We start from the raw sequence: 26,873 nt of genomic DNA on the forward strand, positions 1-26,873 counted from the left end.
TCTCGCACAAGCTGCTGTTTTCAATGTCGTTTTGACGGATGGCCTTCCTGCCTTTTTGTGTCGTTGGAGGAATGCGAGTGCGCTGCGACAGATCCCGTCGAAATGCCAGTGCGGGACGCCTGCGACCATATGTATGACCAGTTTTCAGCCCTGCGGACCGGTTCCTTCGCGACAGGCGAGCCGAGACCTGCTACGCAACAGGCCCGACTGCTAGTATGTCGGGACCGACGATTGATTTGGAAAGCCTGAATCCCATGAAGACCTCTGCCGGCGCAAAACGCGCTTGCCCCATTCCGGCCCTGGTGGCCGCCATGACCTTGTCTCCCAGCGACTGCCGCAGGATTGATCGGAAGGGAAACGCCGCATGAGCGCCGCCCTCGACTACCGCGACGATCAAGTCCTCGAAGACGAGACCCCGGATGCCAAGGCCTGGCTGAAGATCGTCAATGCCTATCGCAAGCCGAACCTGACGCGCTCGAGTTTCGAGCTCGGCGTGACCCTCGTGCCCTTCGTGCTCTTCTGGCTCGGGGCCTGGGCGAGCTTTGAATATGCCTTCTGGCCGGGCCTGATCCTGGTCGTCCCGGCAGCCGCCTTCCTGCTGCGGCTCTTCATCATCCAGCATGACTGCGGCCATGGCTCTTTCTTCGCCCGCCGCAGCGTCGACGACTGGACCGGCCGCCTGCTCGGTGTCCTGACCTATACGCCTTACGACTACTGGCGCCGCGCCCATGCAGAACATCATGCGAGCGCCGGAAATCTCGAAGAGCGCGGGATAGGGGATATCACGACACTGACCGTCTCCGAATATCGCGCTTTGCCAGGCTGGAAAAAGCTCGGCTATCGCCTCTATCGCAATCCGGTCGTGCTTTTCGGCATCGGCCCGATCTGGGTCTTCCTGCTGAAGCAGCGTCTACCCTTCGGCATGATGAAGGACGGCGCTCTGCCATGGGTGTCAACCATGGCCACCAATGCCGGCATGATCGCGGTCGCCGCGCTGATGATCTGGCTTGCCGGCCTTGATGCCTTCCTGATTGTGCATCTGCCCATCGTGCTGCTGGCCGGCGCGCTCGGCATCTGGCTCTTCTATGTCCAGCACCAGTTCGAGGACACCCACTGGTCTGCCCCGCCGGAATGGCAGTTCCAGCACGCCGCCCTCCATGGCGCCTCGCATTACGACCTGCCCTGGGGCCTGCGCTGGCTCACCGGCCATATCGGCGTGCACCATGTGCATCACCTGTCGAGCAAGATCCCCTTCTACCGCCTGCCGGAAGTCCTGCGTGATCACCCGGAGCTGAAGTCGATCAGCCGCATCACGCTCATGGAAAGCTTTGCCTGCGTGAAGCTCGTGCTCTGGGACGAAGCCCGCGGACGCCTGGTGTCGTTCCGCGAAGCCCGCCGGATGGCTGTGGCCTGAAAGCAGCGCGTGAGGAGAAGGGAAGGTGTCGTCCTTCCCTTTGTCATCGCATCACGCTTGCCTCAAAGCCCCACCGCCTTGCGCAGCGCCTCGTTCATCCGCGACTGCCAGCCATCGCCCGTTGCCTTGAACCGATCGATCACCTCCTGATCAAGCCGGATGCTGATCGCCTTCTTCGGGCTCTCCGCCTTCGGTCGGCCGAGCCTGCGGTCAATCGCCTCGGCGAGATCAGGAAAGACCTCACGGAATGGTCGGAACTCCTTCAACTCCTCGTCGGTCACTTCGGGATTGTCGGGGTCGGCGGCGATCATCGCCTGGATCTCGGCCTCTTCTTCGTCGGTCAGCGGCCTCTTGGACGAAAATTTTCCGCTCATATCAGGCTCCTTTCCCGCCGGCTGGCTGGCCGCATGGATATGATCGACAATGCTTCGCGACCCAGTGGCGTATAGACTACGGCAACGACGATCCGACCGTTCAATTCGCCGATCGCGATCGTCCGCCCCGATTTCGCCGCACGGATGCTGGCATCGACGAAAAAGCTCTCATCGAGCTCGGCAAAATCCAATCCGTGCTTTGCCAAATTCTGCAGCCGCTTCGGTTCATCCCAAACGATGATCATAGTTTATGTATATACGGAAAATCCGCAAGCCGGCATCCTGCCAATCTGGGGTATTTTCGCTCACCCCCGCTGCGGCAGCAGGATCACCGCCGCCCCGATCAGGCAGATCGCAGCGCCCACCAGGTCAAATCGATCCGGCCTTTGCCCCTCGATCAGCCAGAGCCAGCAGAGCGAGGCCGCGATATAGACCCCGCCATAGGCGGCATAGGCGCGCCCCGCCGCATCGGAGGGGATGAGGGTCAAAAGCCAGGCGAAAACCGCGAGCGAGAAAAGGCCGGGTAGGAGCCATAGCGGCGAACGGTCAAGCCGCAGCCAGGCCCAGAAGGCAAAACATCCAACGATTTCGGCAAGCGCAGCAAGCGGATAGACAAACAGAGCCATGACGCCGACCCTGCCACGCCACTCGCCGAAAGAAAAGGGAGGTGCCAGCTCAGCCGGTGCGGCCCTGAAGGTTCATCACCTGGCAGACACGCGGCACGAGTTCTGCCTCCTTCGGCAGGCAGACGAAATAGCCCTGAATGCTGTCAAAGCCGAGTTCCAGAGCCGTCTCCATCTGATGCTCGTCCTCAACGCCGGAGGCGGTGATCGCCATGTTGCGATCATGGCAGAGGTCCACGAGATCGCGCATTGTCTGACGCTGCACCGGACCCGCGAGAGTGTCGCGCAAGACAGCGCGATGGATTTTCACCCGCTGGAAGGGCAGGCGGCGCAAAGGCTCCAGGTTTTGCTGGCTCGGCATGAAATTATCCATGGTCACGGCAAAGCCCATCCGATGCAGTTGCAAGACGGTGGCTTCAACCGCGGACGCCTGAGGTTGGTCAAGCGCTGCTGCCGGCACCTCGATCTCGATCCGTTCCGGCGTAACGGCATAGAGATCAAGCCTGTCCATCAGCCGCCAGGGAAGCGCGCCGGAGATCAGGTCATGGACGGTGGTATTGATCGCCAACCGCCCATATTCATGCCCTTCGTAATCCCAGAGGCTCGCCTGGCGGACGGTATTGTCGATGACGAAATCGCAGATGGCCCGAGACAGGACCGGATCGCGGAAAATGCTGGAAAACTGCTCGGCTGCGGCCAGTTGGCCGTCGCTCATGCGCCAGCGCAACAGGGTCTCGACACTGTCGACCTCGCGCGTGCCAACTGAATAGATCGGCTGATAGGTCAGGAAGAAGCGCCCCCGCGAAAGGGCCCGCTTGGCATTATGTGCCAACACGATGTGGTTAAGACCGCTATCCACGCGTCACCTCGGTTTCCATCCCTGGGAATAAGTCGTTTTCGACCATCAATTGATACTAAATCAGCAAATCTTGATCTTCGATGAACAGGCGGTGGATCAAACTCCCAGGTCTCATGGATGATTTGGATGCGCGAATCAGAACAAACGGAAATCGACTTCACATCATCCTTTAAGTTCAGGTTAACACCTTGGAACAGGTTGTAACCGAATTCAAGTAAAGAGAACAGAGCTTCTTTGCATGTTTCAGTTGTAGGCCAAAAAAGCCCGGAAGCTCCTTGGGCACAACTTCGGTGGGCGTTGAACGTCAACAGAAGCAGGGTGCATGGTCCGGTTTACGCAGTCCGCAATTTCTGGCCAAATTGAATGCACTCATAGAGCGAAACTATTTACTGGAATATTGCCTAGGTTGCTTTTTCTCGATATCTCTTTCTGTGTGGTGACCGAAGGAATGGGAAGGATGGAAGTCGTCATGCACTCGGATGGAAGGCAGGCATAACGGCATGGAGGGTGTGTGTTTTCACCCATCTTGACCATCGTCTCACGCCGGTAGCGGTACCCACGCAAGCCTCAAAGCGGAAGGCACGATAGCAACTCTCGGTCTCGGGAGGGGCAGAGCCCCTTTGACGCATCAGCAGGAGGTTTGCCGGGCAGACAGCTTCAACGATCAACCGCAGAGGGGCAAGTCCAGAGGAGATTGGCAATGACGAAAACAGTGAAGGAACCACCGCAACTCGGAGCCCGGGAGACAGGATCCTGGTGCTTCGCTGCCGCCGAAGTCATGCTTCGCGCCGATCGCGGCCTCAACCCGTTCTTGCAGTACCAGATTGCTCAACGCAGCACTCATGCCCATGCCCATGCCCATGCCCGGCCCGATTCTGATGTTCGGGAGGATGGGACCATGGCCGGAGCCCCGGATGATTCGAAAAGTCAGGGCGAAGACGGGGCCGCCCATCAGACGGGCCAAGTGGTTCAGATGATCCGCACCCGCTGGAACGTCTTCGACCATGGATCAACCGGCGGCGGCTTTATCCCGATTCTGTCGGACGATCTCGTCTGCAGCGAAATCGATAAAGACCGGATCGTCGTGATCTTCTGTCAATAACGGACACACAGCGGCCTTCGACGACCGCAGATCACCGGGCGAAACCGTGTCGGTGTTCCGGTCATCGATTGCGCCACCTGACTTGACCCCATGATGGAGAACCCCATGGCCGTGCATCCCAATTTCGCAATCAAGCATATCCGACCGATTACCGAAGAGGGCTATGAGACCTTTTGCAATGATGCGCTGGTCGATCTGTTGAGATCGATGGATTTCACCTATGTCAATATCACCGAGATCTTCGGCAATTGGCGCATCACGGCCCTGTCCGATCCTTATTCCGAAAGCAATCGCTTCGTCGGGGCCGCCCAGCAGGTCTCCCAGGCGCGCTGGGAGGAATTGTACAAGACCGACGAAAGCACGCTGATGTATCTCGATGCCGTTCAGCTGGTCGCCCTGGGCAAGTTCGCACCGGGTCCGAATACCGAATTCACCTGGACCGCCCCGACACGCATTGCCATCAGCGTCACGATCAAGCGTCACACCGGCGGGCACCACATCGTCTGGGAGGCCAAGGGCTTCAAGGGCGCCACCGACGGCAATGGCAATATCATCCATTTCGGCGGTCTCGTGACGTGATGCCTGAGCGACAGCATCCGGCACACCATGCGTGCTCATGAGCTGAAGGCCGACATGGCCCGACGCGATGAGATGGCCGATCGGCCAAATCAACCCGACAACACAGGAGAACCAATCAATGAATGACTGGACGAAGGTAAGTGTCTTTCCCGTAACCGGGGGAAATGCCCTGCTCGACAACGGAACCGGCAGCGGAACCATGGCCGAGTTTGCCTGCAGCACTTTCCCCAACGACAGCCTGCCGGCTGCAGGGACGGATTACACAATCTCTGCCATTCCGCCAGATGCTGTTGATCCCATGGACTGGACCGCCACCTGCAGCTATTCCGGCACAATTTCGGTATTCACGCAGTCTTGACGGCGACATCGAACAGTGGCCTTGCCGATGAAAAGACAGAACCCGCGAGCTGCCTTCGCCTCTTGCGGGTTCTGCGCCCGAGGCCCCGCCTAACGCTTGAGGCTCCCCAATATCCCGCGCACCAGCGCCCGGCCCACCGAGGTTGCAACGGTGCGGGCGGCACTCTTCATTGCCGCTTCCACAATGGTCTCGCGCTGATAGCCGCCTGTGCGCCGGGTCGAGGTCCGGCGCGCAGCCGGCTCGTCCTCGTCGCCCGTGCCGAAGCCCGGCAGGGTCCAGCGCCCTGCGGCACTCGTGTCTTCGGCGGCCTTTTCCTCTGCCGCCTTGCGCGCGGCTTCCGCTTCGGCAGCCTTCTTCGCCCGCGCCATCAGGATCTCATAGGCCGATTCCTCGTCCACATCGATGTCATACTGACCGGCAACCGGCGAGAGGTTCATCACCTTCTTGCGCTCCTCCGGCGACACGGGCCCGACCCGGCCCGATGGCGGGCGCACGAGTGTCCGCTCCACCATCGACGGAATACCCTTGGCCTCCAGCGTCGAAACCAGCGCCTCGCCGATGCCGAGCTGGGTGATGGCCGTGGCGCAATCAAAAGCCGGATTGGGTCGGAAGGTCTCGGCTGCCGTCTTCACCGCCTTCTGCTCGCGCGGCGTATAGGCGCGAAGCGCATGCTGCACCCGGTTGCCAAGCTGGGCGAGCACGGTTTCCGGCACGTCGAGCGGGTTCTGCGTGACGAAATAGACGCCGACCCCCTTGGAGCGGATCAAGCGAACCACCTGTTCCACCCGCTCGATCAGGACTTTGGGCGCGTCATTGAACAGAAGATGCGCCTCGTCGAAGAAGAAGACGAGCTTCGGCTTGTCGAGATCGCCCACTTCCGGCAGTTCCTCGAACAGTTCGGAGAGGAGCCAGAGCAGGAAGGTCGCATAAAGGCGCGGGTTCATCATCAGCTTGTCGGCAGCCAGAACCGAGATCGCGCCGCGCCCGTCATGGGTGGTGCGCATGATGTCGCGGATGTCGAGTGCTGGTTCGCCGAAGAAGTTTGCAGCCCCCTGCTGTTCGAGGACCAGAAGCCCGCGCTGCAGCGAGCCGATCGAGGCCTTGGAGATCAACCCGAACTGGTTTGACAATTCGCTGGCATGCTCGCCCATATAATTGAGAAGCGCCTGCAGATCCTTGAGGTCGAGAAGCGGCAATCCGCCCTGATCGGCAATCTTGAAGGCGATGTTGAGCGCGCCTTCCTGGGCTTCCGTGGCATTCATCAGCCTTGCCAGAAGCAGCGGTCCCATTTCGGCGATTGTGGTGCGAACCCGATGCCCTTGTTCGCCAAAGAGATCCCAGAAGATGACCGGATATTCGGCAAAGGCAAAATCGGAAAAACCGATCTGCTCGGCTCTTTTCAACACCCAGTCCTTCGGCTCGCCCATCATCGCAAGACCCGACAGATCGCCCTTGATGTCGGAGCAGAAGACCGGCACGCCGGCTTCGGAAAAGCTTTCGGCCAGGACCTGCAGCGTCACCGTCTTGCCGGTACCGGTTGCCCCGGTCACGATGCCGTGGCGATTGCCATATTTCAGCGCCAGATATTCCCCCTTGTTGAGGCTGTCGTCTGCATTGCGGCTGGTGCCGATGTAAAGCTTGTCCGCCTCGAGCATGCGCCTGATTTCCCCTCTGATACGTTTTATGCCGCTGTCATCCAATCATGAGCTTGTTCTTATAGGAGGACTATGGAACATCGACAACGGTTTGCATCAATGCGAAAAGATCTTCGGGTGGCAAGAACGCCGAGGGGAAATTCTGTAAAAGGACTGTCCGGTCAGAACGCCCTGTTTGTCCCCGTTCTTTTGCGCCTTGTGGCACCGCTGCCGCTTGTATCCGGCAGAAAGATCAATTACGTTGACGTGAACGTCAATTTTCGCTGGCAGGAGGCTTATTCATGAGCGAAATCGTCACCCGTATCGCCGACAATGTCGGCATCTCCCCGGAACTGGCCGAAAAGGCCCTTGGCATGATGCTCGGCTTCCTGCAGCGCGAAGCCGCAGACGGCCCGGTCGCCAGAATGATCGAAGCCATCCCCGGCGCGGCCGAACTCGTTGCCGCCCATAACGGCGAAGGCTCCGGCTCCGGCCTGCTGGGCGGCCTGATGAGCGCCATCGGCGGCGGCGGCATCATGGGGCTGGGCCAGCAGCTGATGTCCCAGGGCCTCGGCATGGGCGAAATCTCGACGCTGGCCAAGGAAACCATGGCTGTTGCCCGCGAATATGCCGGCTCGGATGTGGTGGACGAAGTCGTCGCTTCCGTTCCGGGCCTCAGCCAGTTCGTCTGAGCCGATCCCGCAGATCTGAAATGCCAAAAGCCGCCGGGGCAAACCGGCGGCTTTTGTGTGTCTTGGCACCTGCCGCAGCATCTGCCGTTCTTCCGCGCTGATCGGGGGAGAGGGGGCGAGCAAAGCGGAGCCCGGATGAGGGGGCGCGACGTGCTGATGCTCTGCCGGGCAGCTCCCCCATTGCACCACCCGCAAGGGTCCGCCGTGGGCGATGCCCGAATTCTCCGTGACCGCCTCGAACTCGGCCAGGAAGAATCCCGGGAAGGCTGGAGACAGCCCCATGCCGAAGGCATGGCCCAGGTTGCGGTTCAATCTTTCCTGAAGGACTGCGAAATCACAGGGATCGGATGAGGATTGAAGTGCCGCCCTGTTCCCGGTCGACCATGGGCAGACTTCATCACTCTCTGCCGATTGCATGATCTGCGCAAAGGCCCTGGGCCTCCAAGACGCCCCAGCCGAATACCGGGTCTTTGCCGGGCAGGCCGATGTCGCGCGTCATGGCGCTGAGTGCTGTCTTGACCTCCTGCGGGCCAAGACCGGGATCGCGCGCCAGCAAGAGTGCAGCGGCCGCACTGACGAATGGTGCAGCAAAGGATGTGCCGGTCTTTGGCCTTGCCCCGGCAACCGAGGCCGCTGTCCAGACATTCACGCCGGGTGCAGCGATATCGACATGCGGACCCTGATTGGCGCGGCGGAAAACGCCGAATCGGCGATCGATTGCCGTCACCGCGATCACCCCGGCATAGGCCGCCGGGTAGAGCGGCGGTGCCTTGGGACCGTGATTGCCGACAGCCGCAACGATGATGGTCCTGTTATCGACCAGCCTTGCGATTGTGCGCTCCACCAGGCGGTTGGTCGGCCCTGACAGGCTGAGATTGATCACCCGCACCTCGCGCGACGCGAGGATGTCGAGTGCCTTGACCAGATCAAATGCCGATGCGAGGTCCGCCCTCTTCGAAACTCTGCGAAAGGCATCGACGGCGATCAGCTCCGATCCCGGCAACAGGCCGGGAGCCCGGCTGTCCTTCGCCCCGACAAGCAGGGCGGCGACAGCGGTTCCATGCTGGCGACTGGAGGCCGGCAGGCTGCCATCGCCGATGCCAATCACGGTCAGTCTTGCAGATCGCAACGCGTCATGATCGGGATTGATAGCCGTGTCGATCATCCCGATCCGGGGCAAAGGCCCGCATCGGTCTTCCGTCAGGAGCGGCGCTTCCGGCCAGCCGATCAGGTTGCGCACCAGGGGACATGTGCCGTCGGCGCAGCCGCCATCCTCCGCGGTCTGCTCCGGGCGGTAGAAGTGGTTCACATCGGTTTCCGCCGTCGGAGCGATTTCACCGATCCTTGCCTGCGCCTCGTTCAGGCCGGTGCCGCTGGGCAGGATCAGGCGAACCACCTCGCCGTCGAGAACCGACAGCACCTGCCGTTCGGCGATGGCATAGCCTTCCGTCGTCAGGGTCGCGAGCGCGCTTGCATCAATCCCCGTCGCAATGATTTCATCCGGCGCCTGCAGCGGTAGCGCGGGCTCTGCGCTGCGCGCCGCAGTTCTGTCGGGTCGCTGTCGAAACAGATTAATCAGAGGAGTGCCGGACCGGTTGACGCGATTGCCCTGCGTTTCGCCGCCGCCGCTGCGTTCACCGCCACTCGCCCCTGCGCTGCCGCCATTGTCATCACTATCGTCGTCGTCGTCGTCGTCATCGGCCATGGCTGGCGGGGCAAGCGGATCGAACACCGCAGGGGCGAAGAGCGTGATGGCTGGCAAGAGGACTGCCATCATCGCGGTGAGATGCAGCCATCTTGCAAATCTGTGTTTCATGCGTCATCTCTCTCGTTCAAGGCCAGCGTCAAATAAAAAGCGCAGTTGTCTTGAGATGTAACGGATAACTCCCCCAGTTATTCCTGAAAGCACGGACATTTTTTATGGATGAACCCGTCGAGATTGTCGGCAAGCGCCTGGTTGCATTTCTGCCTAATCTCCGTCGCTTTGCAATATCGCTGTGTCGGGCGCGCGACGTGGCGGATGATCTTGTGCAGCAGACCTGCGAGCGCGCCCTTGCCGGGGCGCATGGCTTTGACCCGGACACCCGTTTTGACGCCTGGGTTTTCAAGATCTTGCGCAATCTATGGCTTGATCAACTGCGCCGTCGAAACACCGCCGGGCCCATGGTCGATCTTGATGACGTGCCCGATCTGGCCGTGCCTTCGGGTGAGGCGGAAAGCGATGCGCGACTGGCGCTCGCCCGCGTCGAGGCCGCCTTGCAATCCCTGGCGCCCGACCAGCGGGAAGTGCTGGTCCTGGTCTGCATCGAAGAACTGAGCTACCGCGACGCGGCAGAGGTGCTCGAAATTCCGATCGGGACCGTGATGAGCCGCCTTGCCCGTGCCCGTAAAGCCCTTGCCGAGCTGACGGGAATAAATCCTGAAGCCAAACGTTCTTCGTCGTAAGAGAGGCTCAGACCCCATGACACAGATGATTTCCGACGAAACCCTGATGGCCTTCGCCGATGGCGAACTGGACGCCGAGACAAGCGCCATGATCGAAAGCGCCCTGGAGAAAGACGAGGCCCTGGCGGATCGCCTGGCCCTGTTCCTCGACAGCAAGGCCCTGCTTGCAACGACCATGAAGCCGCTGATCGACGAGCCTCTGCCGCCAAAGCTTTCCCTTGGCGTACAGGACGCCATCGACAAGGCTGTCATGGCCGGTCATGCAGCCGATGACACCGTGATTGCCTTCCGGCCAAAGCCAGCCTCCGCGCAGCCCCGCTCATCCGGCCCCGCCATCGCGCCGTCACGCGCATCGATGGCGCTTGCCGCCTCGCTTGCCGGTATTCTGTTCGGACTTGCCGGTTTTCTGGCCGGCAGATCGGCGGCACCTGTGATGGATTCCGGCGTGGCCGCTCTCCATGCGGCTCTCTCGACACTGCCGTCCGGCACCGCGACGGAACTGGCGTCAGGCACGAGCTTCAGCGCGATTGCTAGCTTCCGCGATGGCGACGGGCATCTGTGCCGGGAATATGAGGTGAAAGCGCAAGACACACAGACAACGGCGATTGCCTGTCACGGTCCTGAGGGGTGGCAGACCCGGCTTGCGCTGACGAACCCGCTGGCGGACGGCTATGTGCCGGCTTCCGCGCTGGAAACCGTGGAATCTTATCTGGCCGCACTCGGTGCCGGCGAGCCGCTTTCCCTTCAGGAGGAAGCGGACGGCATCGCGGCCCTCGCCACGAAGTAACCTCGACCGGACAATCGCAAAAAAGTCGATAATCTGACAGTCGCTTGGGAATAAAGCACCGGAACCGCCGTTTTCATCGGTATGAACCGAGCGGAGATCGCCCATGAAACTGTCAATGTTGAAGCCCACCGCGCCAAAGATCCGTTTCCTGTGCCGACCGGAGGACAAGGACGTCATTGCCCATCCCGTTCGCGCCAAGACGGTGCTTCCGGATTGGTTCCGAAAGCTGCCGCCGGTGGACGAACGCCAGTTGTCGCCCCATGACAGCGGTCTGACGGTCAAGCGCTGCATGCCGTTTCTCGATGCGATGATGGCGGGCTGGGTCATTGGTCTGCCCGCCTCGCTCCGGATGGAGATTGCCGATAGCGGTCGGACAGTCAATTGCGGCTGGGACTTCGACCGCGTTCTGGTCAGCAACCATGCCCGCCACCAGGTCAGCGGCAATCCTCGTGAGCCGCTTCCGCCCTGCAAGTTTCACAATTACTGGACCATCTGCACACCGCCTGGCTGGAGCTGTCTTTTTGTGCCGCCGCTCAATCGGCCCAATGGCATTTTCGAAGTGGTCTCCGGTGTCGTTGACACGGATACCTATCGGTCCGAGATCCATTTCCCCTTTTTCGCCACCGGTGCCGATGGCCTTTACGTTCTCGAAAAAGGCACGCCGATCGTTCAGGTCATCCCCTTCCGGCGCGAGACCACCGATCTTGAAGGCGAAATCCGCAGCGAAACCGAAGCGGAGCGGGAGCGGCGCACGATGATCATGCGCAACACCCAGGCAGCCGATGGCTGGTATCGGAAATTCGCCCGCGCACACCGCTGAACGCCTGACATTTTCAAGTCTCCCGACCGCGTGGACATGGCCTGTCCGCGCGGTCTCCTGCTGCGATCGCGACAGGCGGTCCTCTGACAAAAAACACAGTATTTTCAGGGAATAACACGGCCGCTCAACCGTTTCTCCTTTGCAGCCGACATGCTGCTGACCCAAAAACCAAGGAGACTGAACATGAAAAAGTTGATCGCAATCGCAAGCTCGGCGCTTGCCCTTGGCGCAGCGGTTCCTGCCACCGCCCTGGCCGATGACCCATTGACCAAATTCCTCAATCGCGGCCTGTCTGAAGCAAGCGCCACTGCAAGAGAGGGTGAACGCGGCGATACGCGCTCTGTCTGGACCACGGCAAGGAACTCCAGCTCCAATTCCTCGTCGAATTCCTCGGATAACGCCTCTTCGAACAGCAGTTCGAATTCCTCGTCAAACTCGTCGGACAATTCGAGCGCCAACAGCAGTTCCAACTCGTCCTCGAATTCCTCGTCAAATTCTTCGTCGAACGCCTCTTCGAACAGCAGTTCGAATTCCTCGTCGAACTCGTCGGACAATTCGAGCTCCAACAGCAGCTCCAATTCCTCCTCGAATTCTTCGAGCAACTCGTCATCCAATTCGTCATCCAACTCGTCTTCCGACAACGACTGACGCGCAGGGTTCGTGCCTTGCGGCTTTATGCCCTGACGGGCGTCAACGCGGAACGGGAGGGGTTGCCATCGCTGCAACCCCTCCCGCTTGCATTGGTGCCGAGAGCACGACCGGCGAATCGGCGTCAGCGATTTTGCGTCCGGACTGCGCAAAAGCAGATCGAGAGAGCGTTTCAGGTGATCCCGAATTCAGCGGATACTCTTGGCCTGTTGCTGACAAAATGTGTCGGCACGGCAAAGTGACAGAAGCAAGCTCTGTCCGAAGGGGCGACAACTTCGAACCGGTCATCCCCGAAACAGCGATGTCTCACATACGGTCCTGGATAAACCAGGCAAACAAAAGGAATAGAAACTGTACCCGAACGTTTCTCCCTTGCAGCGCAAGCATTGTGTTCAAGAACGGAGACCTCCATGAAAAAGTATATGGCCATTCTGGCAGCCACAGCCGCTTTCGGTATGCTGACGCCCCCACCGGCGACCGCCACCGATCCCTTCACCAGGTTCCTGTCCAGCCAGCTCGGCAAGACCAGCGACGTCAGCTTCGCCAAGAGCAAGGGCGATGATCGATATGACCGCGATGAAGACGACAATGATGACGACGACGCTGACGACGATGACGACGACGACGACGATTGAGTGGCAAAGGCCCGGTCTTGCAGGATCACTTCCGATGATCGAGGCAGCAACGGGCGCGGCGCGGCGGAGCCTTAGGGGCGTCCCGCCGTTCTTCCCGCGCGCGCTGCCACAAGATACACCCGCCTGACAAGCAAACGCCGCCAGGTTGCCCCGGCGGCGTTTTTCATTTCTTTGGGCGGGCGTTTTTCAGAAATCTTCCCACTGCTCGGACTTCACCGCCGCATTGCCGTTGAAGGCCCCCGTCACCTTGTTGATCAGGCGGCGGGCGGGAGAGGCGGCGGGGGTGGCGCCACTTGCCTTTGCGGCCACAGGGGCCGGGGCGGCGCCAGACCACGCTGCAGGTCCCACTTCAAAACGGCCGATCAGGGTAAACAGCGCCTCGGCTTCCTTGGCCAGCGAATGGCTGGCGGCGGTCGATTCCTCCACCATGGCCGCGTTCTGCTGCGTACCCTGGTCCATGGTGTTCACGGCACGGTTGATTTCCGTCAGCCCCGTCGCCTGTTCCTTCGAGGCCTCGACGATCGCCGTCACATTCGTGCTCACGGCCTTGACCTGGGAAACGATCTGCTCCAGCGCCTTGCCGGTTTCGGTGACGAGTTCGACGCCGTTTTTCACCTGATCGCCAGACTTGGAAATCAGCGCCTTGATTTCCTTCGCGGCGCTCGCAGAACGCTGCGCCAGTTCGCGCACCTCCTGGGCAACGACCGCAAAGCCCTTGCCGGCTTCCCCGGCGCGTGCCGCTTCCACGCCGGCATTGAGCGCCAGAAGATTGGTCTGGAAGGCAATTTCGTCAATCACGCCAATGATGTTGGAGATTTCCTTCGAGGACGTCTCGATTTCATGCATGGCATCGACAGCGCGGGTCACGATCGCGCCGGACTGTTCAGCCGAACGGCGTGTCTCGCTGACAAGACGTCCTGCTTCTTCCGCGCGCTGGCTGGAATCCGACACTGTGGTGGTGATCTGCTCCAGCGCCGCAGCGGTTTCCTCGACGGAGGCCGCCTGCTGTTCGGTACGCTTGGCCAGATCATCGGCCGCAGCGCGGATCTGGCTTGAGCCGGCGGCAATGCCCTGGGCATTCTGGCCAACCTGGCGCAGCGTATCCTCCAGCTTCGCCATGGCGCCATTGAAATCGACGCGGATTTGGTCCAGCCGCTCGGCAAAATTCTGTGAAATCCGGTAGTTGAGTTTGCCATCGGAAAGCTGCTGCAAGGCATGGCCAATCGCATCGACCGCATGGCGCACCTCGGCGGCCTCTTCGGCCTGCTGCTGCTCGCGGGCAAGCCGCTCCTTTTCCGAAAGCGAACGGTTGTCATTCGCCTCTTTTTCAAGCCGGACGCGTTCTCTGGCATTGTCGCGGAAAACGGCGACCGAGGATGCCATGCCGCCGATCTCATCGGTCCGGCCTTCGCCATAGATGGCGACGTCGAGATTGCCCGCAGCCAGTTGCCGCATCGCATCCGTGATGGCGTTGACGGGCTTGATGACCCCCTTCAGCACGGTCCAGATGGAGAAGGCGGCGACCAGGGCTGCGATCAACGTTAGCGCAATCATGAAGGTCGTGAGCAAAGCCTTGAACTGATTGCCTTCAGCCAGGTTTTCCTTGGCGACGCGGATCTGCAGTTCGATCAGCTTCGAGATCTCGCCGCCCAGCGGATCGATGGTCGGATAAAGCTTCGTGTCATTGTATTCCATCAGAGCGGACCGGTCTTGCCTCTGGAGGATATCGATCAGTTCGGCCACGCCGGCATCGGCCGAACTGCGCATTGCAGCGAAGGCGTCGGCCATAGCCTTCTCCTCGGCGGTCAGTTTGGTGGCCATATAGGCAGCCCATTCGCGTTCGATCGCGTCCAGCGCTGTGTTGATGTTCGAAACGCCTTGTTCCGCGGTGAACTCACCGGATCGGACCCGGTGGGCCGTGTCCACGATATTGACCGCATAGCTGTCTGCGATGATCTTGAGTTGTTCCATTGGGATAACGCGATCCTCGACAATGGAATTGGCGAGCTCTGCTTCTTTTGCGACCGCATAGAAGGAAAACAGCGAGATGGCGACGATGGCGGCTGAAAGCAGCGAAATGCATGCGAGAAGTTTGACGCGGATGGTCATGCGGGCCTCGATCGGGAATGACAAAAGTGAAACTCTGCGGCTGGGCCCAGGAGGAATGGGCTTTGGGAAAGGCAGGATCGCAATCTCTTTGCGCCCGCCGTCCCTCTTGTCCCTCGCTCGGTCGGCTCGCGCCGCCGCTCCATGACCCCGTTACTCTTAATTCTTAGGGTCAGAGATTAACGCTCCGCTAATAATTCACGTGACGTGAATATTTCTGGGCGCAAAAACTCCCCATTTTTGGGCTGTTTCGACGAAAAGAAGGTTTCGTGTTGAACTTTTTTCGTTCAGCCCTGCGGCGATGGCAGCGCAACCAGATTGGGATGGAGCAAGCCGCAATAGGAAAAATCACGCATTGTCGTTATAGCCATGGCGGTGCGGCAGGTGTTTTGCCCGCCGCCAGATCCTTTGTTGCAGCCTCAAGGTTCCCCGTTTGCTCTCTTCCCTTGCCGCCTATGTCAGCCTCTTCGCCGCGGCCTTTCTCGCCGCCACGCTTGTGCCTGCCCAGTCGGAGGCACTGCTCGTCGGGCTGATCCTGGGGGAGGCGGGGCCCGTTGCGCTTCTGGTTGGCGTTGCGACGCTCGGAAACGTGCTGGGCTCGGTGGTCAATTGGGTGCTCGGTCTCTGGGTCGAGCATTTCAAGGACCGTCGCTGGTTTCCGGTCAGCCCGGCGCAGCTTGACCGCGCCGCCCGCTGGTATGGCCGCTGGGGCAAGTGGTCCCTTCTGGCAAGCTGGGTGCCGATCATCGGCGATCCGCTGACGGTGATGGCCGGCGTCTTGAAAGTTCGGTTCTCGACCTTCCTGATCCTCGTCTCCATCGCCAAGCTCGGTCGTTATCTGGTGCTGGCAGCGGCGACCCTTGGCTTCACGTGAGCGGTGTTACTTCACCACGCTGATCGAGCCGTCGCTTTCCAGAACGACATTGCGCACCTGGTCGAGGCTGTCGGCGCCCGATGCCCGAACCGCGCTCATCACCTCGTCCTTGGTCAGCCGCTGGCGCGTCAGCGTCTCCTCGCAAAACACACCATCATGGGCCAGCAGGCTGGGTTCGGCCCGGATCATCCGGGCAAAGCTTCGCCAATGCACCGAGCCGAAGGTGATGACATATTGCGCCGAGATCAGGAAGGCAAAGGCGACGGCCCCTTCGGCCAGCGCAATGCTCTCCTGCAACAGCACGGAGGAAAGCGTCGAGCCGAGCGCGACGGTCACCACAAGGTCAAAGGCATTGAGCTTGGCGAGTGTCCGCTTGCCGGAAATGCGCAGGAAGAAAATGAGCGTGATATAGGCGAGCGTGCCGACGATCAGCGTGCGCACCAGCGCCTCCGCATTCTGGTAGAACATCTCGCTGAAATCCATCATCCGCCTCCTTTGCCGGCCAAGCCCCGATCAGCCGGAACAAAGCCGGCGGGATTGGAAGGCGGCAGCAGGGCAAATTGTTCCAGCAGGCTTGCCCCGACGAGAAGGGCTTTCGTCGGCTCTAAAACATCAGGCGGTGATGCGGATGCCTGCTTCCATGGCAGCGGCGATAAATGCCTTGCGGGCGTCGTCTTCCTTGCCGCGCCCATTGGCGACATTGCCGCAGATCATCAGCGCCTTGTCCAGCGCCTCGCCGTCTTCCACCGGCCAGTCCTCGATCATCGCCCAGGAAGCGGCACGCGTGGAATCGACCGTCAGGTCTTCGCCCTCCTCGCCAATGCCATGCAGGATAACGGGTTTGCTCCAGCTCGTGTTCATGCCTGGTTTTCCTCTGGCGCAGGGACGGGGGAATGCACCTCCTCTTGGGGAAGGGCTCTCTCACCGACGCTTTATCCCGCCCAAGAGAGGATCGCCACCGGAAAAAGCGGAAGTGTGCCTGATGGTCGCCTCAGCCTGTCTCCGCCGCATGGCTGCCCACCAGCCCCTCCAGCGAGGAGAAGACCCGGTCGGGCTGGAGGCTTGCATATTCCTCCGGTGCCCCGCTCCGGTTGATCCAGTGACAGGTAAAGCCAAAGGCCTTGGCGCCGGCAATATCCCAGCGGTTCGAAGACTGGAAGGCAATGTCGGGTGCGGCTAGATCATAGGCCGTCGTCACCAGCGCATAGGCAGCCGGTGCCGTCTTGTAGATCTGCAGCACATCGACGGAAAAGATGTCGTCGATCAATCCGTCCAGCCCTGCCGCTTCGACGGCTTCGTTGAGCATCTTCGGTGTCCCGTTGGACAGGATCGCGATCTTGACCCCGGTCGCCTTCAGACTTGCCAGCACCCCCGGCACTTCGCGGTAGCAGTCGAGCTGACGATACGCATCCAGCAGCGGATCGCGCAGCGCCTTGTCGACCTGCGGAAAGCGGGCAAGGCAGAAATCCAGCGCCTCGTCCGTGAGCGCCGAAAAATCGCGATACTGCCCCATCAGACTTGTGACCCAGGTATATTCGAGCTGTTTCACCCGCCACAGATCGGAAAAGGCCTGCGCCTCCGGCCCCATCGCGCCGGCATGCCGCCGCACCGCCGCATGCACGTCAAACAGCGTCCCATAGGCATCGAATACATAGGCCTCAGGGCTGGTCACCCCCTCCGGCGGCGTCATCTGATCTGCAGTCATGTTCGGCTCTCCTCGGAAGGGAAGGGTAGGGCGGACGGGAGAAAAGTCGACCTTCCGTTGAAATGGCTCTGATGGAAGGTTGCCCTCAAACTCATCCGGCTTGGTCGGGCTGAGACCCGTCATTCTCACGATTTGCCTTCGGAGCCTGTTTCGTCCTGCCGGTTAGAACGGGCGATGACACAAGTTTCTCCACCCAGGGACTGACTGAAAGATCAGGTACATCCTCATCAGGTTCCGGCATGCCTTCCCGACCTGTTGTCTTGCTCAAGTTCTTTTCCCCCGCTTGCATGTCGCTTGGTGTTCGGCACCCCTAAGATGCATTTCAGATCATATCACCCCGCCAGTGCCTGGTCGATTTCCGTCAGCGCCCGGTCGACATGGCCTTCGAACACCAGGTTTTCCTCTTCCGTGATGATCAGGATCTCCGGCATGCCGCGCACTTTCACATGCTGCGATTGCTGCAGGCCCTCGTCGAGCCCGCGGGTGAGGAGGTCCATGAAGCGCGTGCCGGGTCCGGTTATGGCGATCGGCATGGTCTCTTCGGCCAGACTGAGCATGCGCGACAGCCCCTGGCCGAGTGCGACGCCGGCCTGACGGAAGGCATATTCGGACACGCGGTGGCCCTGTCTTGCCCGTGTGGCGATCTTCTCCATTTCGCCAAGCGGCACGAATTTCGCCGGGATCGTGTCCGGCGGCACTTCGAACGCCATGCGCAGAATGCCGTAGAAACCGGCGGATGCCTCGATGCAGCCATAGGCGCCGCAGCGACAGAGCTTGCCGTCACTGGCATGCAGCATATGACCGAAATTCGGAGCCCGGATATCGAGCGCGCCATGCTGGTCGCGATAGGCAATGCCGAGGCCGATCGAATGCCCGAGCGAGAGCGTGGCAAGCGATTGCAAAGGCGCCCCATTGTTCTTTTCCAGCCGGATGGCGAGCGCCTGGGTGACCAGCAGGCTCTCGTTGAACAGGTGGATGCGCGGCGTGCCAAAGCCCGACAGCGCCTCGGCAAAGTCGATTGCCTGATAGCCGAACACCGGCGACCATAAGAGCCTGGCGCCCTCGCGGTCGGCCAGTCCCTTGCTGGAAATCGAAACCGTCGAGATTGCCTCTGGCCGAAGCCGGGAGCGCGCAATCAGCCGTTCGAGAGCCGAGCGGAAACCGGCCAGAAAGCGCATCGGCGTTTCTGGTCCCTGTTCGCGCGCCTCTTCGAATCGGTCGATCATCGTCCCGCGAAAGTCGGCCAGCGAATACTGCACCGCATGGGAGGAAATGCGCACGGCAATGACATGGGCCGCATCGCGACGGCGCGAAAACAGGACGCGCGGCCGCCCGCGATGACCGGGATTGGACACTTCCCGCCGCTCCAGGAGCCCGCTCTTTTCGAGCCCTGCGGTGATGGCGGAAACCGTGGCGGAGGAAAGCCCCGTTGCCGCCGAAAGATCCGTATGGGCGAGCGGCCCGTCGCGACGCAGGACTTTCAGCACCAGTCCGCTGTTCTGATGGCGCAAGGTTTCGCTGCTGGCCCGCGTCAGCATCGGTCGTCCATGAGATGTTCCCTGATCCACCGCCTGCTCCTCCCAAAGCATTTGGTTTACCGTCGCGACACAGGCTGGAAGCACCGTGTTGACAGCGTGAGAATCTTCTGCCAGTTATTTTCTCGACTGTCGAGAAAAACCATTGGAGAGGGTTCCATCGGTAAAGACAGTTTCGTGGCGGGCAACGGGTCGGGAGGTCGATCGGGCGTCCGCTTTAACTTTGGGAGGTTCCTGATGAAGACCGTTTACAAGTTGATGGCGTGCGCCGCCGTCATCACCAGCCTGCACTCTGTCGCCCATGCCGAAGGCCTGACCATCGGCGTTTCCTGGTCGAATTTCCAGGAAGAGCGTTGGAAGACGGACGAGGCTGCAATCAAGGCTGCACTCGAAGCCGCTGGCAACACCTATATTTCCGCTGACGCCCAGACGTCCGCTGCCAAGCAGCTGACCGACGTTGAAAGCCTCATCGCCCAGGGCGCAGATGCCCTGATCATTCTCGCCCAGGACTCCGAAGCAATCGGCCCGGCCATCGAAAAGGCTGTTGCCGAAGGTATCCCGGTCGTCGGCTATGACCGTCTGATCGAAAACCCGGCTGCCTACTACATCACCTTCGACAACAAGGAAGTCGGCCGCATGCAGGCCCGCGAAGTGTTCAAGGTGAAGCCGGAAGGCAACTATGTCTTCATCAAGGGCGCATCCACCGACCCGAACTCCGACTTCCTTTATTCCGGCCAGATCGAAGTGCTCAAGGAAGCGCTTGACTCGGGCAAGATCAAGAATGTCGGCGAAGCCTATACCGACGGCTGGAAGCCGGAAGCGGCCCAGAAGAACATGGAACAGTTCCTGACCGCCAACAACAACGAAGTTGACGCTGTCGTCTCCTCCAACGACGGCATGGCCGGCGGTGTTGTTGCTGCTCTCGAAGCCCAGGGTCTTGCAGGTTCCGTACCGGTGTCCGGTCAGGACGGCGACAAGGCCGCTCTGAACCGTGTTGCTCTTGGCACGCAGACCGTGTCTGTCTGGAAGGACAGCCGCGAGCTTGGCAAGCGCGCCGCCGAAATCGCCAACGAGCTTGCTGCCGGCAAGTCGATGGAAGAGATCGAAGGCACCGTGAAGTTCGCCGGCGGCCCGAAGGGCGTCGAAATGAACTCCTTCTTCATTGCTCCGCTGCCGATCACCCGTGACAACCTCAACGTTGTCATCGAGGCTGGCTGGATTTCCAAGGAAGAAGCCTGCCAGGGCGTTGCTGCTGGCACCGTCGCAGCTTGCAACTAATCGCTTGCTAGCAATAGCGAACGACAGAGCTTGAGCCGCAAACGCCGCAGCCACTGCGCTGCGGCGTTTCGACTGGTCAGGAAACCTGCGAGACGGACTGGGCCCGAAAAGAGAAGGGGCTCCATGGCCTGCTGTTCGGCAAGGGCAATAAGTCTGCCGCAGATTGCGTTTTCTGATCCGTAGCATCGGCCCGGGGGGCCGCCGTCTGCTCTGAAACCGAGCGTATCGAGAGAGCTTGTCCTTCGATCCGGTGCAGAGCGCGCATCGCAAGCCGACAAACGACTGGGGAGACAGTTTCAATGGCTGACAATAGCCTGGCCACACCGTCGCTCGGAGCCCGAGCATCCAATCTTTCACCGATCAAGCGCTTCTTTCAGGCCACCGAGATCGACACCCGCCTTCTCGGCATGGTGCTGGCCCTCGGCCTGATCTGGATCGCCTTTCACATTCTGTCCAACGGGCTCTTTCTGACGCCGCGAAACCTCTGGAACCTCTCGGTCCAGGCCGCGTCTGTATCGGTCATGGCCACCGGCATGGTGCTGGTCATCGTCACCCGCAACATCGACCTTTCGGTCGGCTCGATCCTCGGCTTTGTCGGGATGATCATGGCGGTGCTGCAGGCGCGCATCCTGCCGCCGATCATCGGCTTCGAACATCCGATGATGTGGGTCATCGCGCTGTCAGCCGGTATCATCGTCGGCGCCGCCATCGGTGCCTTCCAGGGGGCCATCATCGCCTTCCTCGGCGTTCCGGCCTTCATCGTCACGCTTGGTGGCCTGCTGGTCTGGCGCGGTGCGGCCTGGTGGGTCACGAGCGGCGCCACGGTCGCGCCGATGGATACCACCTTCCGCCTGATGGGTGGCGGTGCGGATGGCTCGATCGGCGCCACGGCGTCCTGGGTTGTCGGCATCCTGGCCTGCATCCTGATCGTGCTGTCCATCATCAATTCGCGTCGCCAGCGTCGTCGCTTCGGCTTCCCGCTGCGTCCGATGTGGGCCGAATATTTCCTGTCGCTCAGCGGCTGCGCTGCCGTCCTCGGAGCGGTCTGGGTCGCCAACAGCTATTACATGCCGGCAAACCTGGCCCGCCGCTATGCCGAAGCCAATGGCATCGAATGGCCCGAAGGTGGCCTGCAGATCGCGCTTGGCATCGCCATTCCGGTCCTGATCGCCATCGGTATTGCCATGGTCATGTCCTTCCTGACCAACCGCACGCGCTTTGGCCGCTACGTCTTTGCCCTCGGCGGCAATCCGGAAGCAGCCGAACTCGCCGGCATCAAGGTCAAGTGGGTCACCGTCAAGATCTTCGCGCTGATGGGTGCACTCTGCGCCATCGCGGCCGCCATCTCGACCGCCCGCCTCAACGCCGCCACCAATGCCCAGGGCACGCTCGACGAGCTCTACACCATCGCGGCAGCCGTTATCGGCGGCACCTCGCTGGCCGGTGGCGTCGGCACCATTGCCGGGGCCGTTCTCGGCGCCGTCGTCATGCAATCCTTGAATTCGGGCATGGTTCTGCTCGGTCTCGACACACCACTGCAGAGCATCGTCATCGGTATCGTGCTCGTGATTGCAGTCTGGCTCGACACCGTATACCGCGCCCGCGCCAAGTAAGGGGAGTTGAACCTATGTCAGAAAATCGCACCCCACTCGTGGAAATGCGCAACATTTCCATCTCCTTCGGCGGTATCCACGCCGTCGACAATGCCTCGGTCGATCTCTATCCGGGAGAAGTCGTGGCGCTGCTCGGTCACAATGGTGCCGGCAAGTCGACCCTGATCAAGATCCTGTCCGGCGCCTACAAGCGTGACAACGGCGACATCCTGATCAATGGCGAATTCGCCGACATCAACAATCCGCGTGACGCCAAGGGCTATGGCATCGAGACGATCTACCAGACGCTTGCCGTCGCCGATAACGTCGATGCCGCCGCAAACCTCTATCTCGGTCGCGAGCTGCGCACCGCCTGGGGCACGCTGGATGACGTGGCGATGGAAGCCAAGGCGCGCGAAGTCATGGGGCGGTTGAACCCCAACTTCCAGCGCTTCAAGGAGCCGGTCAAGGCGCTCTCCGGCGGTCAGCGCCAGTCGGTCGCCATCGCCCGAGCCATCCTGTTCAACGCCCGCATCCTGATCATGGATGAGCCGACGGCAGCCCTTGGCCCCCAGGAAACCGCCCAGGTCGGCGAACTGATCCTGCAGCTGAAGCGCGAAGGCATCGGCATCTTCCTGATCAGCCATGACATCCACGATGTCTTCGATCTGGCAGACCGCGTCTCGGTGATGAAGAACGGCCGCGTCGTCGGCCATGCCCGCACTGAGGACGTCACCAAGGACGAAGTGCTCGGCATGATCATCCTCGGCAAATGCCCCCCCGGCGCCATCCCAGGCCCCGGCGCCATGCAGCCGGCCTAAGCGGCTGCAACGTTTCGGATATCACAAAGGGGGCCTCGGCCCCCTTTTCCATTGGGGCAGGGATTGTCTGTGAGGTTGGGGAAGGGGGCTGCGGAGTGCGTCATATGGCCTGTGAGCCAAAGGCGGTCATTCGCTTCGATCAACGCAGTGTCGGGAAAGGGGCCGGAAGGAGCCCAGCCGGTATAGGTTTCCTGATTGTACTAAGCTGACCTTCGTCGGCCTTCGATACGTGGGCAATTCCTGCCCGTAGCTGCCGCTAGTGCATTACGATTTCAAGGTTGAGTTGATCTTCGAGTGGAGGCGTATCGCGTCCAATCAAGTAGTTTTTTGTCCATGTTTCAAAGTATTGGAAGACCCGACACATCCGTGTAGGTTGTGCGGAAAATGGTTCATGGCGAGGGCGGGATGAGGCTCAGCAAATTCAAGATCACGAACTACCGGAATATTTTGGATTCGGGTTGGATTACCACGACCAACATCACCGCGTTCGTCGGTCAGAATGAAGCAGGCAAGAGCAACTTGTTTGAAGCATTGTACTGCCTCAACCCGTACGTCAACGGCGCAACCTACGATGATGCTGAGGACTGGCCAGTCGATGACTGGAAGGGCCGCAAAGATGCGAAAGGTAAGCGCGTCTGTGAGGCATACTTCGCCTTGAGCGAAGAGGACATTATGTCCCTGTTCAGTTTTGCCCGAATTCGAGATGAAGTTTCTGAAGGCGATGGAGCCGTTGTAGATGAAGAGGCTGACACCCCCGAACTCCCTCATACTCTAAGCATCTTTGCGTGGAAGAGCTATGGGTTCAAAACTGAATTCTCGATCAAAGATGCCCATGATCTTGGGCTGGACGTCCAAAAAGTCTCTGATTGGGCTCAGTCTAACCTACCTAAATTCGTCTTGATCCAAGACTACAATTTTTCTGGTGCCCAGGTTGAACTGGATCAACTCAAGAGCCGTTGGGACAAAGTTGGCAGGGACAACCGGCACCTTCTATCGACGGAAGACCAGACGATTTTGATCGTCCTCGACCTCGCTCAAATTGATATCGACGATTTCGTTGAGAAGGGCACGACCGCCGATGGACGGACCATCCGTCAGTTCGACAAGCGCGCCGCATCAGCATATCTGACCCAGCAGTTCCAACGCCTCTGGACACAGAAGAAAGTCAAGTTCGACATCGACATAGACGGACCCACCCTAAATATCTTCGCAGAAGACGAGGCTATTGGTTTCCCCGTTCGCCTTTACCGTCGGTCAACCGGTTTCCGTTGGTACGTTTCATTCGCGTGGAAGTTTACGCACGCCAGCGACGGAGAATTCGAGAACTGTATCTTGCTTCTTGAAGAACCCGGGGTCCATCTTCACTATAGTGGTCAGCGTGATCTTCTCAGGGTGTTCGAAGGATTGTCCGAAAACAACACAATTCTCTACACGACCCACTTGGCATCAATGGTTGACCAGGCCAATCCAGAACGCGTCCGGATAGTCGAAAGCCGCGACAACCACCTTGCAATAAACCATGGTGTGGTAAGCACACAGGCCGCCCCTATGGCGGTTATTGAAGCCTCGTTGGGTCTGACATCAGATTTGTCGGGGATGCTCGGGAACAGAAAGGTCCTAATCGTCGAAGGCGGTACTGATGCGCTGATTTTGAACAAGCTTTCAGGCATCCTACGCGATGGTAGCAAGACGGGCCTTTCCGATCAGGTCTATCTTTGGCCCGCCGCCACATCAACTAAGGCACCGATGTATGCAGCATTTGCAATCGGTCAGAGATGGGATGCAGGCGTACTATTGGACAGCGACGAGGCTGGCCTCGCCGCGAAGAAGAAGATCTCCGAAATGAATCTGAAGGAGCTTGCCGCAGGCGAAGGCTACGAATTCCGGGTCTTAATGTTGGGCACAGCATCGGGCATCAAGAAAACCGACGTTGCCATTGAAGACCTGTTCCCAGATGACTTCTTCCGCGAATGCGTGAACCGTGCCTATGGAATTGCAATTAGAAATGAGGACCTTCCGATTGATGGTTCGACTTTGATCTCTAAACGGGTCGAGACGGTCCTCAAGGAGCGTCATGGGAAGGATCTCGATAAGAAGCGAGTTTTATCGGAAATGCTGAAAGAATTCGATGGCTGGGCCAAGCTCTCAGATCTACCGAAGGGAACGGCGGCTTCCGCAGAAAAGCTATTCCAAGCGATCAACGCCGCGTTCATGCTCAATTAGAGGTGCGGGAGTTCGGATAGCGGCCAAGATCAGCCTTTCGCGCCCTCCATAGACCTTTGATCGCCCCCAGAATAACGGCAGCTTTACAGTTTGGGGGGAAATCCTGCGAACGTCCGGCATGGAGGCGCATAGCCGACGAGATGCCGTCCTGGAACTGGGTCCGGTCTCAGGCATGAGCAGAGAATGATCTCTACGTCAGGCACAATGGCGCAAGGCAGCGCCCACCCCAATCCCCATCACCCAAAACCGCCCGCTCAGCCAATCCATCTTCCCCCAGCCGTCTTGCGCTGGCGCCCGCGCTGTTATACCTCTGTGAAGCCTGATTGAGGTACGTACCTCAGAACTTCTTGGAGGAGTAAGACGGGCTTGTTGCGGTGGCCTTCGAAAAGGCGATCAAGGGAGGATGAGATGATGCAGATTGACCCGGACTATACGATCCAGGATGAGCAGGCGCTTCGGGCGCTGTTTGAGCCGACCCATGGGCTCGCGCTGGCAAAGTGTCAGGAAAGGCTGGGTGTCCATGCGCGGGAGTTCATCAGGCGTTCGCCCTTTCTCTGTATCGGCACACAGAACAGCGAGGGAAGGGCAGACGTCAGTCCCCGGGGAGATCCGCCCGGCTTTGTGCAGGTTCTGGATGATCGCACACTCGCGATCCCGGATCGTCCGGGCAACAATCGGCTCGATACCTTGGCCAATATCATCGCCAATCCGAATGTCGGGCTGTTGTTCATCGTTCCGGGCTTCGACGATACGCTGCGCGTCAATGGACGCGCCATGATCACGCGTGATCCCGGGGTCCTGAGCCGGATGAAGGTTGCCGACCGCCTGCCGCGCCTTGCCATCATCGTCAGTATCAACGAGGTCTTCCTGCATTGTGCCAAGGCGTTCAGGCGCTCCCGTCTGTGGAGCCTGGAGGCGCATCAGGACCGCAGTGAAATGCCGTCCCTCGTCAAGATGATCCTCGACGAAACCACAGGAGCGCCAAAGGACAAGGACGAAATGCAGAAACTCGACGACGGACTGGAAGAGGCTTACCGCACAACCCTTTACTAGAGATACAGCAGGGGCGCCGCCGGCCGGGTTTTGGCCCACATAATGGCCTGGCGCCAACTGCGGCTGGGCAATGAGCCTCGCCACGACCATCCCCCGCCGCCATTGGAACAATCCCCGCGCCCTGGGATTTGGCCCTTGTCCCTTCCGTTCAAGTCCCTGCCGCCGGAGAAGGAAAGCCGATGTCCTATGGCCGTTTTGCCGCGATGATTGCCACCTCGACGGTGGTGATGTTCGGTCTGATGTATCTCAATACCTATGCGCTGGATCACGTCACCTACAGCCAGACCCGAACCTGGATGGCGCTTTTGATGGGTGCCGTCATGGCGGTGATCATGATGAGCTACATGTGGTCCATGTATCATCGGTCTGTCGTCAATATCTCGATCATCGCCGGGAGTGTCGTCATCGCGGCCCTCTCGCTCTGGCTGGTGCGCAGCCAGGAAACGGTGGGCGATGTGAGTTATATGAAGGCGATGATCCCGCATCATTCCATTGCGATCCTGACCAGCGAGCGGGCGCAGATCAGCGATCCGCGCGTGCGGCAGCTGGCCGACCAGATCATCGAGACCCAGGTGCGCGAGATCCGCGAGATGAAAGACCTGATTGCCGAAATCGAGGCCGGCCCCCTGGCAAGCGATTCCGCCCGGCTCAGAGCCTATCGCGGCCAGGTCGTCCAGCCATGAGCCTTGCATCCTTCATCGCGGAGGGTGCAAAAG

General features: G+C 60.1%; 28 protein-coding genes. 16 read left to right on the top strand and 12 right to left on the bottom strand.

The genetic code is table 11. The features are described 5' to 3' along the window. Positions 1-364 precede the first annotated feature (364 nt). The gene (locus tag FE840_RS09580; RefSeq protein ID WP_138288308.1) at positions 365-1,414 is read left to right on the top strand and encodes a fatty acid desaturase; all 1,050 of its coding nucleotides are present in this window, start codon (positions 365-367) and stop codon (positions 1,412-1,414) included. A 62-nt stretch (positions 1,415-1,476) separates the two neighbouring features. On the opposite strand, the gene FE840_RS09585 is transcribed toward FE840_RS09580, so the two are convergent. Genes FE840_RS09585 through FE840_RS09600 form a run of 4 tightly spaced genes read right to left on the bottom strand, consistent with a single transcriptional unit; the run spans position 1,477 to position 3,270 of the window. Beyond that, positions 1,477-1,788: a BrnA antitoxin family protein gene (locus FE840_RS09585; protein ID WP_138288307.1), complete on the bottom strand. Its 312-nt coding sequence runs from the start codon at positions 1,786-1,788 to the stop codon at positions 1,477-1,479. Beyond that, complete coding sequence (locus FE840_RS09590) at positions 1,785-2,033, bottom strand: BrnT family toxin (protein ID WP_138288306.1); 249 nt, start codon at positions 2,031-2,033, stop codon at positions 1,785-1,787. Before FE840_RS09590 ends, FE840_RS09585 begins: the two co-directional genes overlap by 4 nt. Before the next feature lie 60 nt (positions 2,034-2,093). Continuing rightward, the gene (locus FE840_RS09595; RefSeq protein ID WP_138288305.1) at positions 2,094-2,414 is read right to left on the bottom strand and encodes a YnfA family protein; all 321 of its coding nucleotides are present in this window, start codon (positions 2,412-2,414) and stop codon (positions 2,094-2,096) included. Between the two features lie 49 nt (positions 2,415-2,463). Next, on the bottom strand, positions 2,464-3,270 hold the full coding sequence (locus tag FE840_RS09600) for an EAL domain-containing protein (RefSeq protein WP_138288304.1): 807 nt from the start codon (positions 3,268-3,270) through the stop codon (positions 2,464-2,466). A gap of 700 nt (positions 3,271-3,970) precedes the next feature. On the opposite strand from FE840_RS09600, the gene FE840_RS09605 reads away from it, so the two are divergent. From FE840_RS09605 to FE840_RS09615, 3 genes are all read left to right on the top strand, one after another. Further along, complete coding sequence (locus FE840_RS09605; protein ID WP_138288303.1) at positions 3,971-4,372, top strand: hypothetical protein; 402 nt, start codon at positions 3,971-3,973, stop codon at positions 4,370-4,372. Positions 4,373-4,477: 105 nt separating this feature from the next. Continuing rightward, a complete protein-coding gene (locus FE840_RS09610; protein WP_138288302.1) occupies positions 4,478-4,951 on the top strand; it encodes a hypothetical protein in 474 nt (157 codons plus the stop codon). A 118-nt stretch (positions 4,952-5,069) separates the two neighbouring features. Next, a complete protein-coding gene (locus FE840_RS09615; protein ID WP_138288301.1) occupies positions 5,070-5,309 on the top strand; it encodes a hypothetical protein in 240 nt (79 codons plus the stop codon). An 89-nt stretch (positions 5,310-5,398) separates the two neighbouring features. On the opposite strand, the gene FE840_RS09620 is transcribed toward FE840_RS09615, so the two are convergent. Beyond that, positions 5,399-6,964, bottom strand: coding sequence for a helicase HerA-like C-terminal domain-containing protein (locus FE840_RS09620; protein WP_138288300.1), 1,566 nt, complete (start codon positions 6,962-6,964; stop codon positions 5,399-5,401). 281 nt (positions 6,965-7,245) lie between these two features. Here FE840_RS09620 and FE840_RS09625 point away from each other — a divergent pair, with 281 nt between their 5' ends. Then, positions 7,246-7,635, top strand: a complete 390-nt coding sequence (locus FE840_RS09625; protein ID WP_138288299.1) for a hypothetical protein — start codon at positions 7,246-7,248, stop codon at positions 7,633-7,635. A 397-nt stretch (positions 7,636-8,032) separates the two neighbouring features. Here FE840_RS09625 and FE840_RS09630 read toward each other — a convergent pair whose 3' ends face one another. After that, positions 8,033-9,451 (bottom strand): S8 family serine peptidase, encoded by a 1,419-nt coding sequence (locus FE840_RS09630; RefSeq protein ID WP_138288298.1) that lies wholly within the window; start codon positions 9,449-9,451, stop codon positions 8,033-8,035. 104 nt (positions 9,452-9,555) lie between these two features. Between FE840_RS09630 and FE840_RS09635 the strand changes: the two genes are divergently transcribed. The 3 genes from FE840_RS09635 (at position 9,556) to FE840_RS09645 (ending at position 11,687) form a co-directional block, all read left to right on the top strand. Next, positions 9,556-10,080: an RNA polymerase sigma factor gene (locus FE840_RS09635; protein WP_138288297.1), complete on the top strand. Its 525-nt coding sequence runs from the start codon at positions 9,556-9,558 to the stop codon at positions 10,078-10,080. A gap of 16 nt (positions 10,081-10,096) precedes the next feature. Continuing rightward, positions 10,097-10,867, top strand: a complete 771-nt coding sequence (locus FE840_RS09640; protein WP_138288296.1) for an anti-sigma factor family protein — start codon at positions 10,097-10,099, stop codon at positions 10,865-10,867. A gap of 103 nt (positions 10,868-10,970) precedes the next feature. Then, positions 10,971-11,687 (top strand): DUF6065 family protein, encoded by a 717-nt coding sequence (locus tag FE840_RS09645; RefSeq protein ID WP_138288295.1) that lies wholly within the window; start codon positions 10,971-10,973, stop codon positions 11,685-11,687. A 104-nt stretch (positions 11,688-11,791) separates the two neighbouring features. Here the strand turns inward: FE840_RS09645 and FE840_RS09650 are convergent, their stop codons facing one another. Continuing rightward, positions 11,792-12,313, bottom strand: coding sequence for a hypothetical protein (locus FE840_RS09650; RefSeq protein WP_171033748.1), 522 nt, complete (start codon positions 12,311-12,313; stop codon positions 11,792-11,794). A gap of 432 nt (positions 12,314-12,745) precedes the next feature. Between FE840_RS09650 and FE840_RS09655 the strand changes: the two genes are divergently transcribed. After that, positions 12,746-12,970: a hypothetical protein gene (locus tag FE840_RS09655; protein WP_138288293.1), complete on the top strand. Its 225-nt coding sequence runs from the start codon at positions 12,746-12,748 to the stop codon at positions 12,968-12,970. Positions 12,971-13,156: 186 nt separating this feature from the next. Here the strand turns inward: FE840_RS09655 and FE840_RS09660 are convergent, their stop codons facing one another. Further along, positions 13,157-15,079 carry a HAMP domain-containing methyl-accepting chemotaxis protein gene (locus tag FE840_RS09660; protein WP_138288291.1) on the bottom strand — a complete coding sequence of 641 codons (1,923 nt, stop codon included), beginning with the start codon at positions 15,077-15,079 and terminating at the stop codon, positions 13,157-13,159. A gap of 430 nt (positions 15,080-15,509) precedes the next feature. On the opposite strand from FE840_RS09660, the gene FE840_RS09670 reads away from it, so the two are divergent. Then, positions 15,510-15,950 carry a YqaA family protein gene (locus tag FE840_RS09670; RefSeq protein WP_138288290.1) on the top strand — a complete coding sequence of 147 codons (441 nt, stop codon included), beginning with the start codon at positions 15,510-15,512 and terminating at the stop codon, positions 15,948-15,950. Between the two features lie 6 nt (positions 15,951-15,956). Here FE840_RS09670 and FE840_RS09675 read toward each other — a convergent pair whose 3' ends face one another. The 4 genes from FE840_RS09675 to FE840_RS09690 all read right to left on the bottom strand — a co-directional run bounded on the left by FE840_RS09675 (position 15,957) and on the right by FE840_RS09690 (position 19,193). Beyond that, positions 15,957-16,436, bottom strand: coding sequence for a DUF421 domain-containing protein (locus FE840_RS09675; RefSeq protein ID WP_246318742.1), 480 nt, complete (start codon positions 16,434-16,436; stop codon positions 15,957-15,959). Between the two features lie 126 nt (positions 16,437-16,562). Next, on the bottom strand, positions 16,563-16,811 hold the full coding sequence (locus FE840_RS09680) for a DUF982 domain-containing protein (RefSeq protein WP_138288288.1): 249 nt from the start codon (positions 16,809-16,811) through the stop codon (positions 16,563-16,565). Positions 16,812-16,941: 130 nt separating this feature from the next. After that, a complete protein-coding gene (locus FE840_RS09685) occupies positions 16,942-17,655 on the bottom strand; it encodes a haloacid dehalogenase type II (RefSeq protein WP_246318743.1) in 714 nt (237 codons plus the stop codon). A 332-nt stretch (positions 17,656-17,987) separates the two neighbouring features. Continuing rightward, on the bottom strand, positions 17,988-19,193 hold the full coding sequence (locus FE840_RS09690; RefSeq protein WP_171033757.1) for an ROK family transcriptional regulator: 1,206 nt from the start codon (positions 19,191-19,193) through the stop codon (positions 17,988-17,990). A gap of 234 nt (positions 19,194-19,427) precedes the next feature. On the opposite strand from FE840_RS09690, the gene xylF reads away from it, so the two are divergent. From xylF to FE840_RS09720, 6 genes are all read left to right on the top strand, one after another. Continuing rightward, complete coding sequence (xylF, locus tag FE840_RS09695) at positions 19,428-20,468, top strand: D-xylose ABC transporter substrate-binding protein (protein ID WP_138288286.1); 1,041 nt, start codon at positions 19,428-19,430, stop codon at positions 20,466-20,468. Positions 20,469-20,767: 299 nt separating this feature from the next. After that, positions 20,768-22,081 carry a sugar ABC transporter permease gene (locus FE840_RS09700; protein WP_138288285.1) on the top strand — a complete coding sequence of 438 codons (1,314 nt, stop codon included), beginning with the start codon at positions 20,768-20,770 and terminating at the stop codon, positions 22,079-22,081. Between the two features lie 14 nt (positions 22,082-22,095). Next, entirely contained in the window at positions 22,096-22,881 is a 786-nt protein-coding gene (locus FE840_RS09705) for an ATP-binding cassette domain-containing protein (RefSeq protein WP_138288284.1), read from the top strand. Positions 22,882-23,265: 384 nt separating this feature from the next. Continuing rightward, positions 23,266-25,104, top strand: coding sequence for an AAA family ATPase (locus FE840_RS09710; protein ID WP_138288283.1), 1,839 nt, complete (start codon positions 23,266-23,268; stop codon positions 25,102-25,104). A gap of 411 nt (positions 25,105-25,515) precedes the next feature. Next, the gene (locus tag FE840_RS09715) at positions 25,516-26,157 is read left to right on the top strand and encodes a pyridoxamine 5'-phosphate oxidase family protein (protein WP_138288404.1); all 642 of its coding nucleotides are present in this window, start codon (positions 25,516-25,518) and stop codon (positions 26,155-26,157) included. Positions 26,158-26,336: 179 nt separating this feature from the next. Beyond that, entirely contained in the window at positions 26,337-26,840 is a 504-nt protein-coding gene (locus FE840_RS09720) for a DUF305 domain-containing protein (RefSeq protein ID WP_138288282.1), read from the top strand. The last annotated feature ends 33 nt before the right edge of the window (positions 26,841-26,873 follow it).

It is taken from the genome of Peteryoungia desertarenae (assembly GCF_005860795.2).
Classification (GTDB): Bacteria; Pseudomonadota; Alphaproteobacteria; order Rhizobiales; family Rhizobiaceae; genus Allorhizobium; species Allorhizobium desertarenae.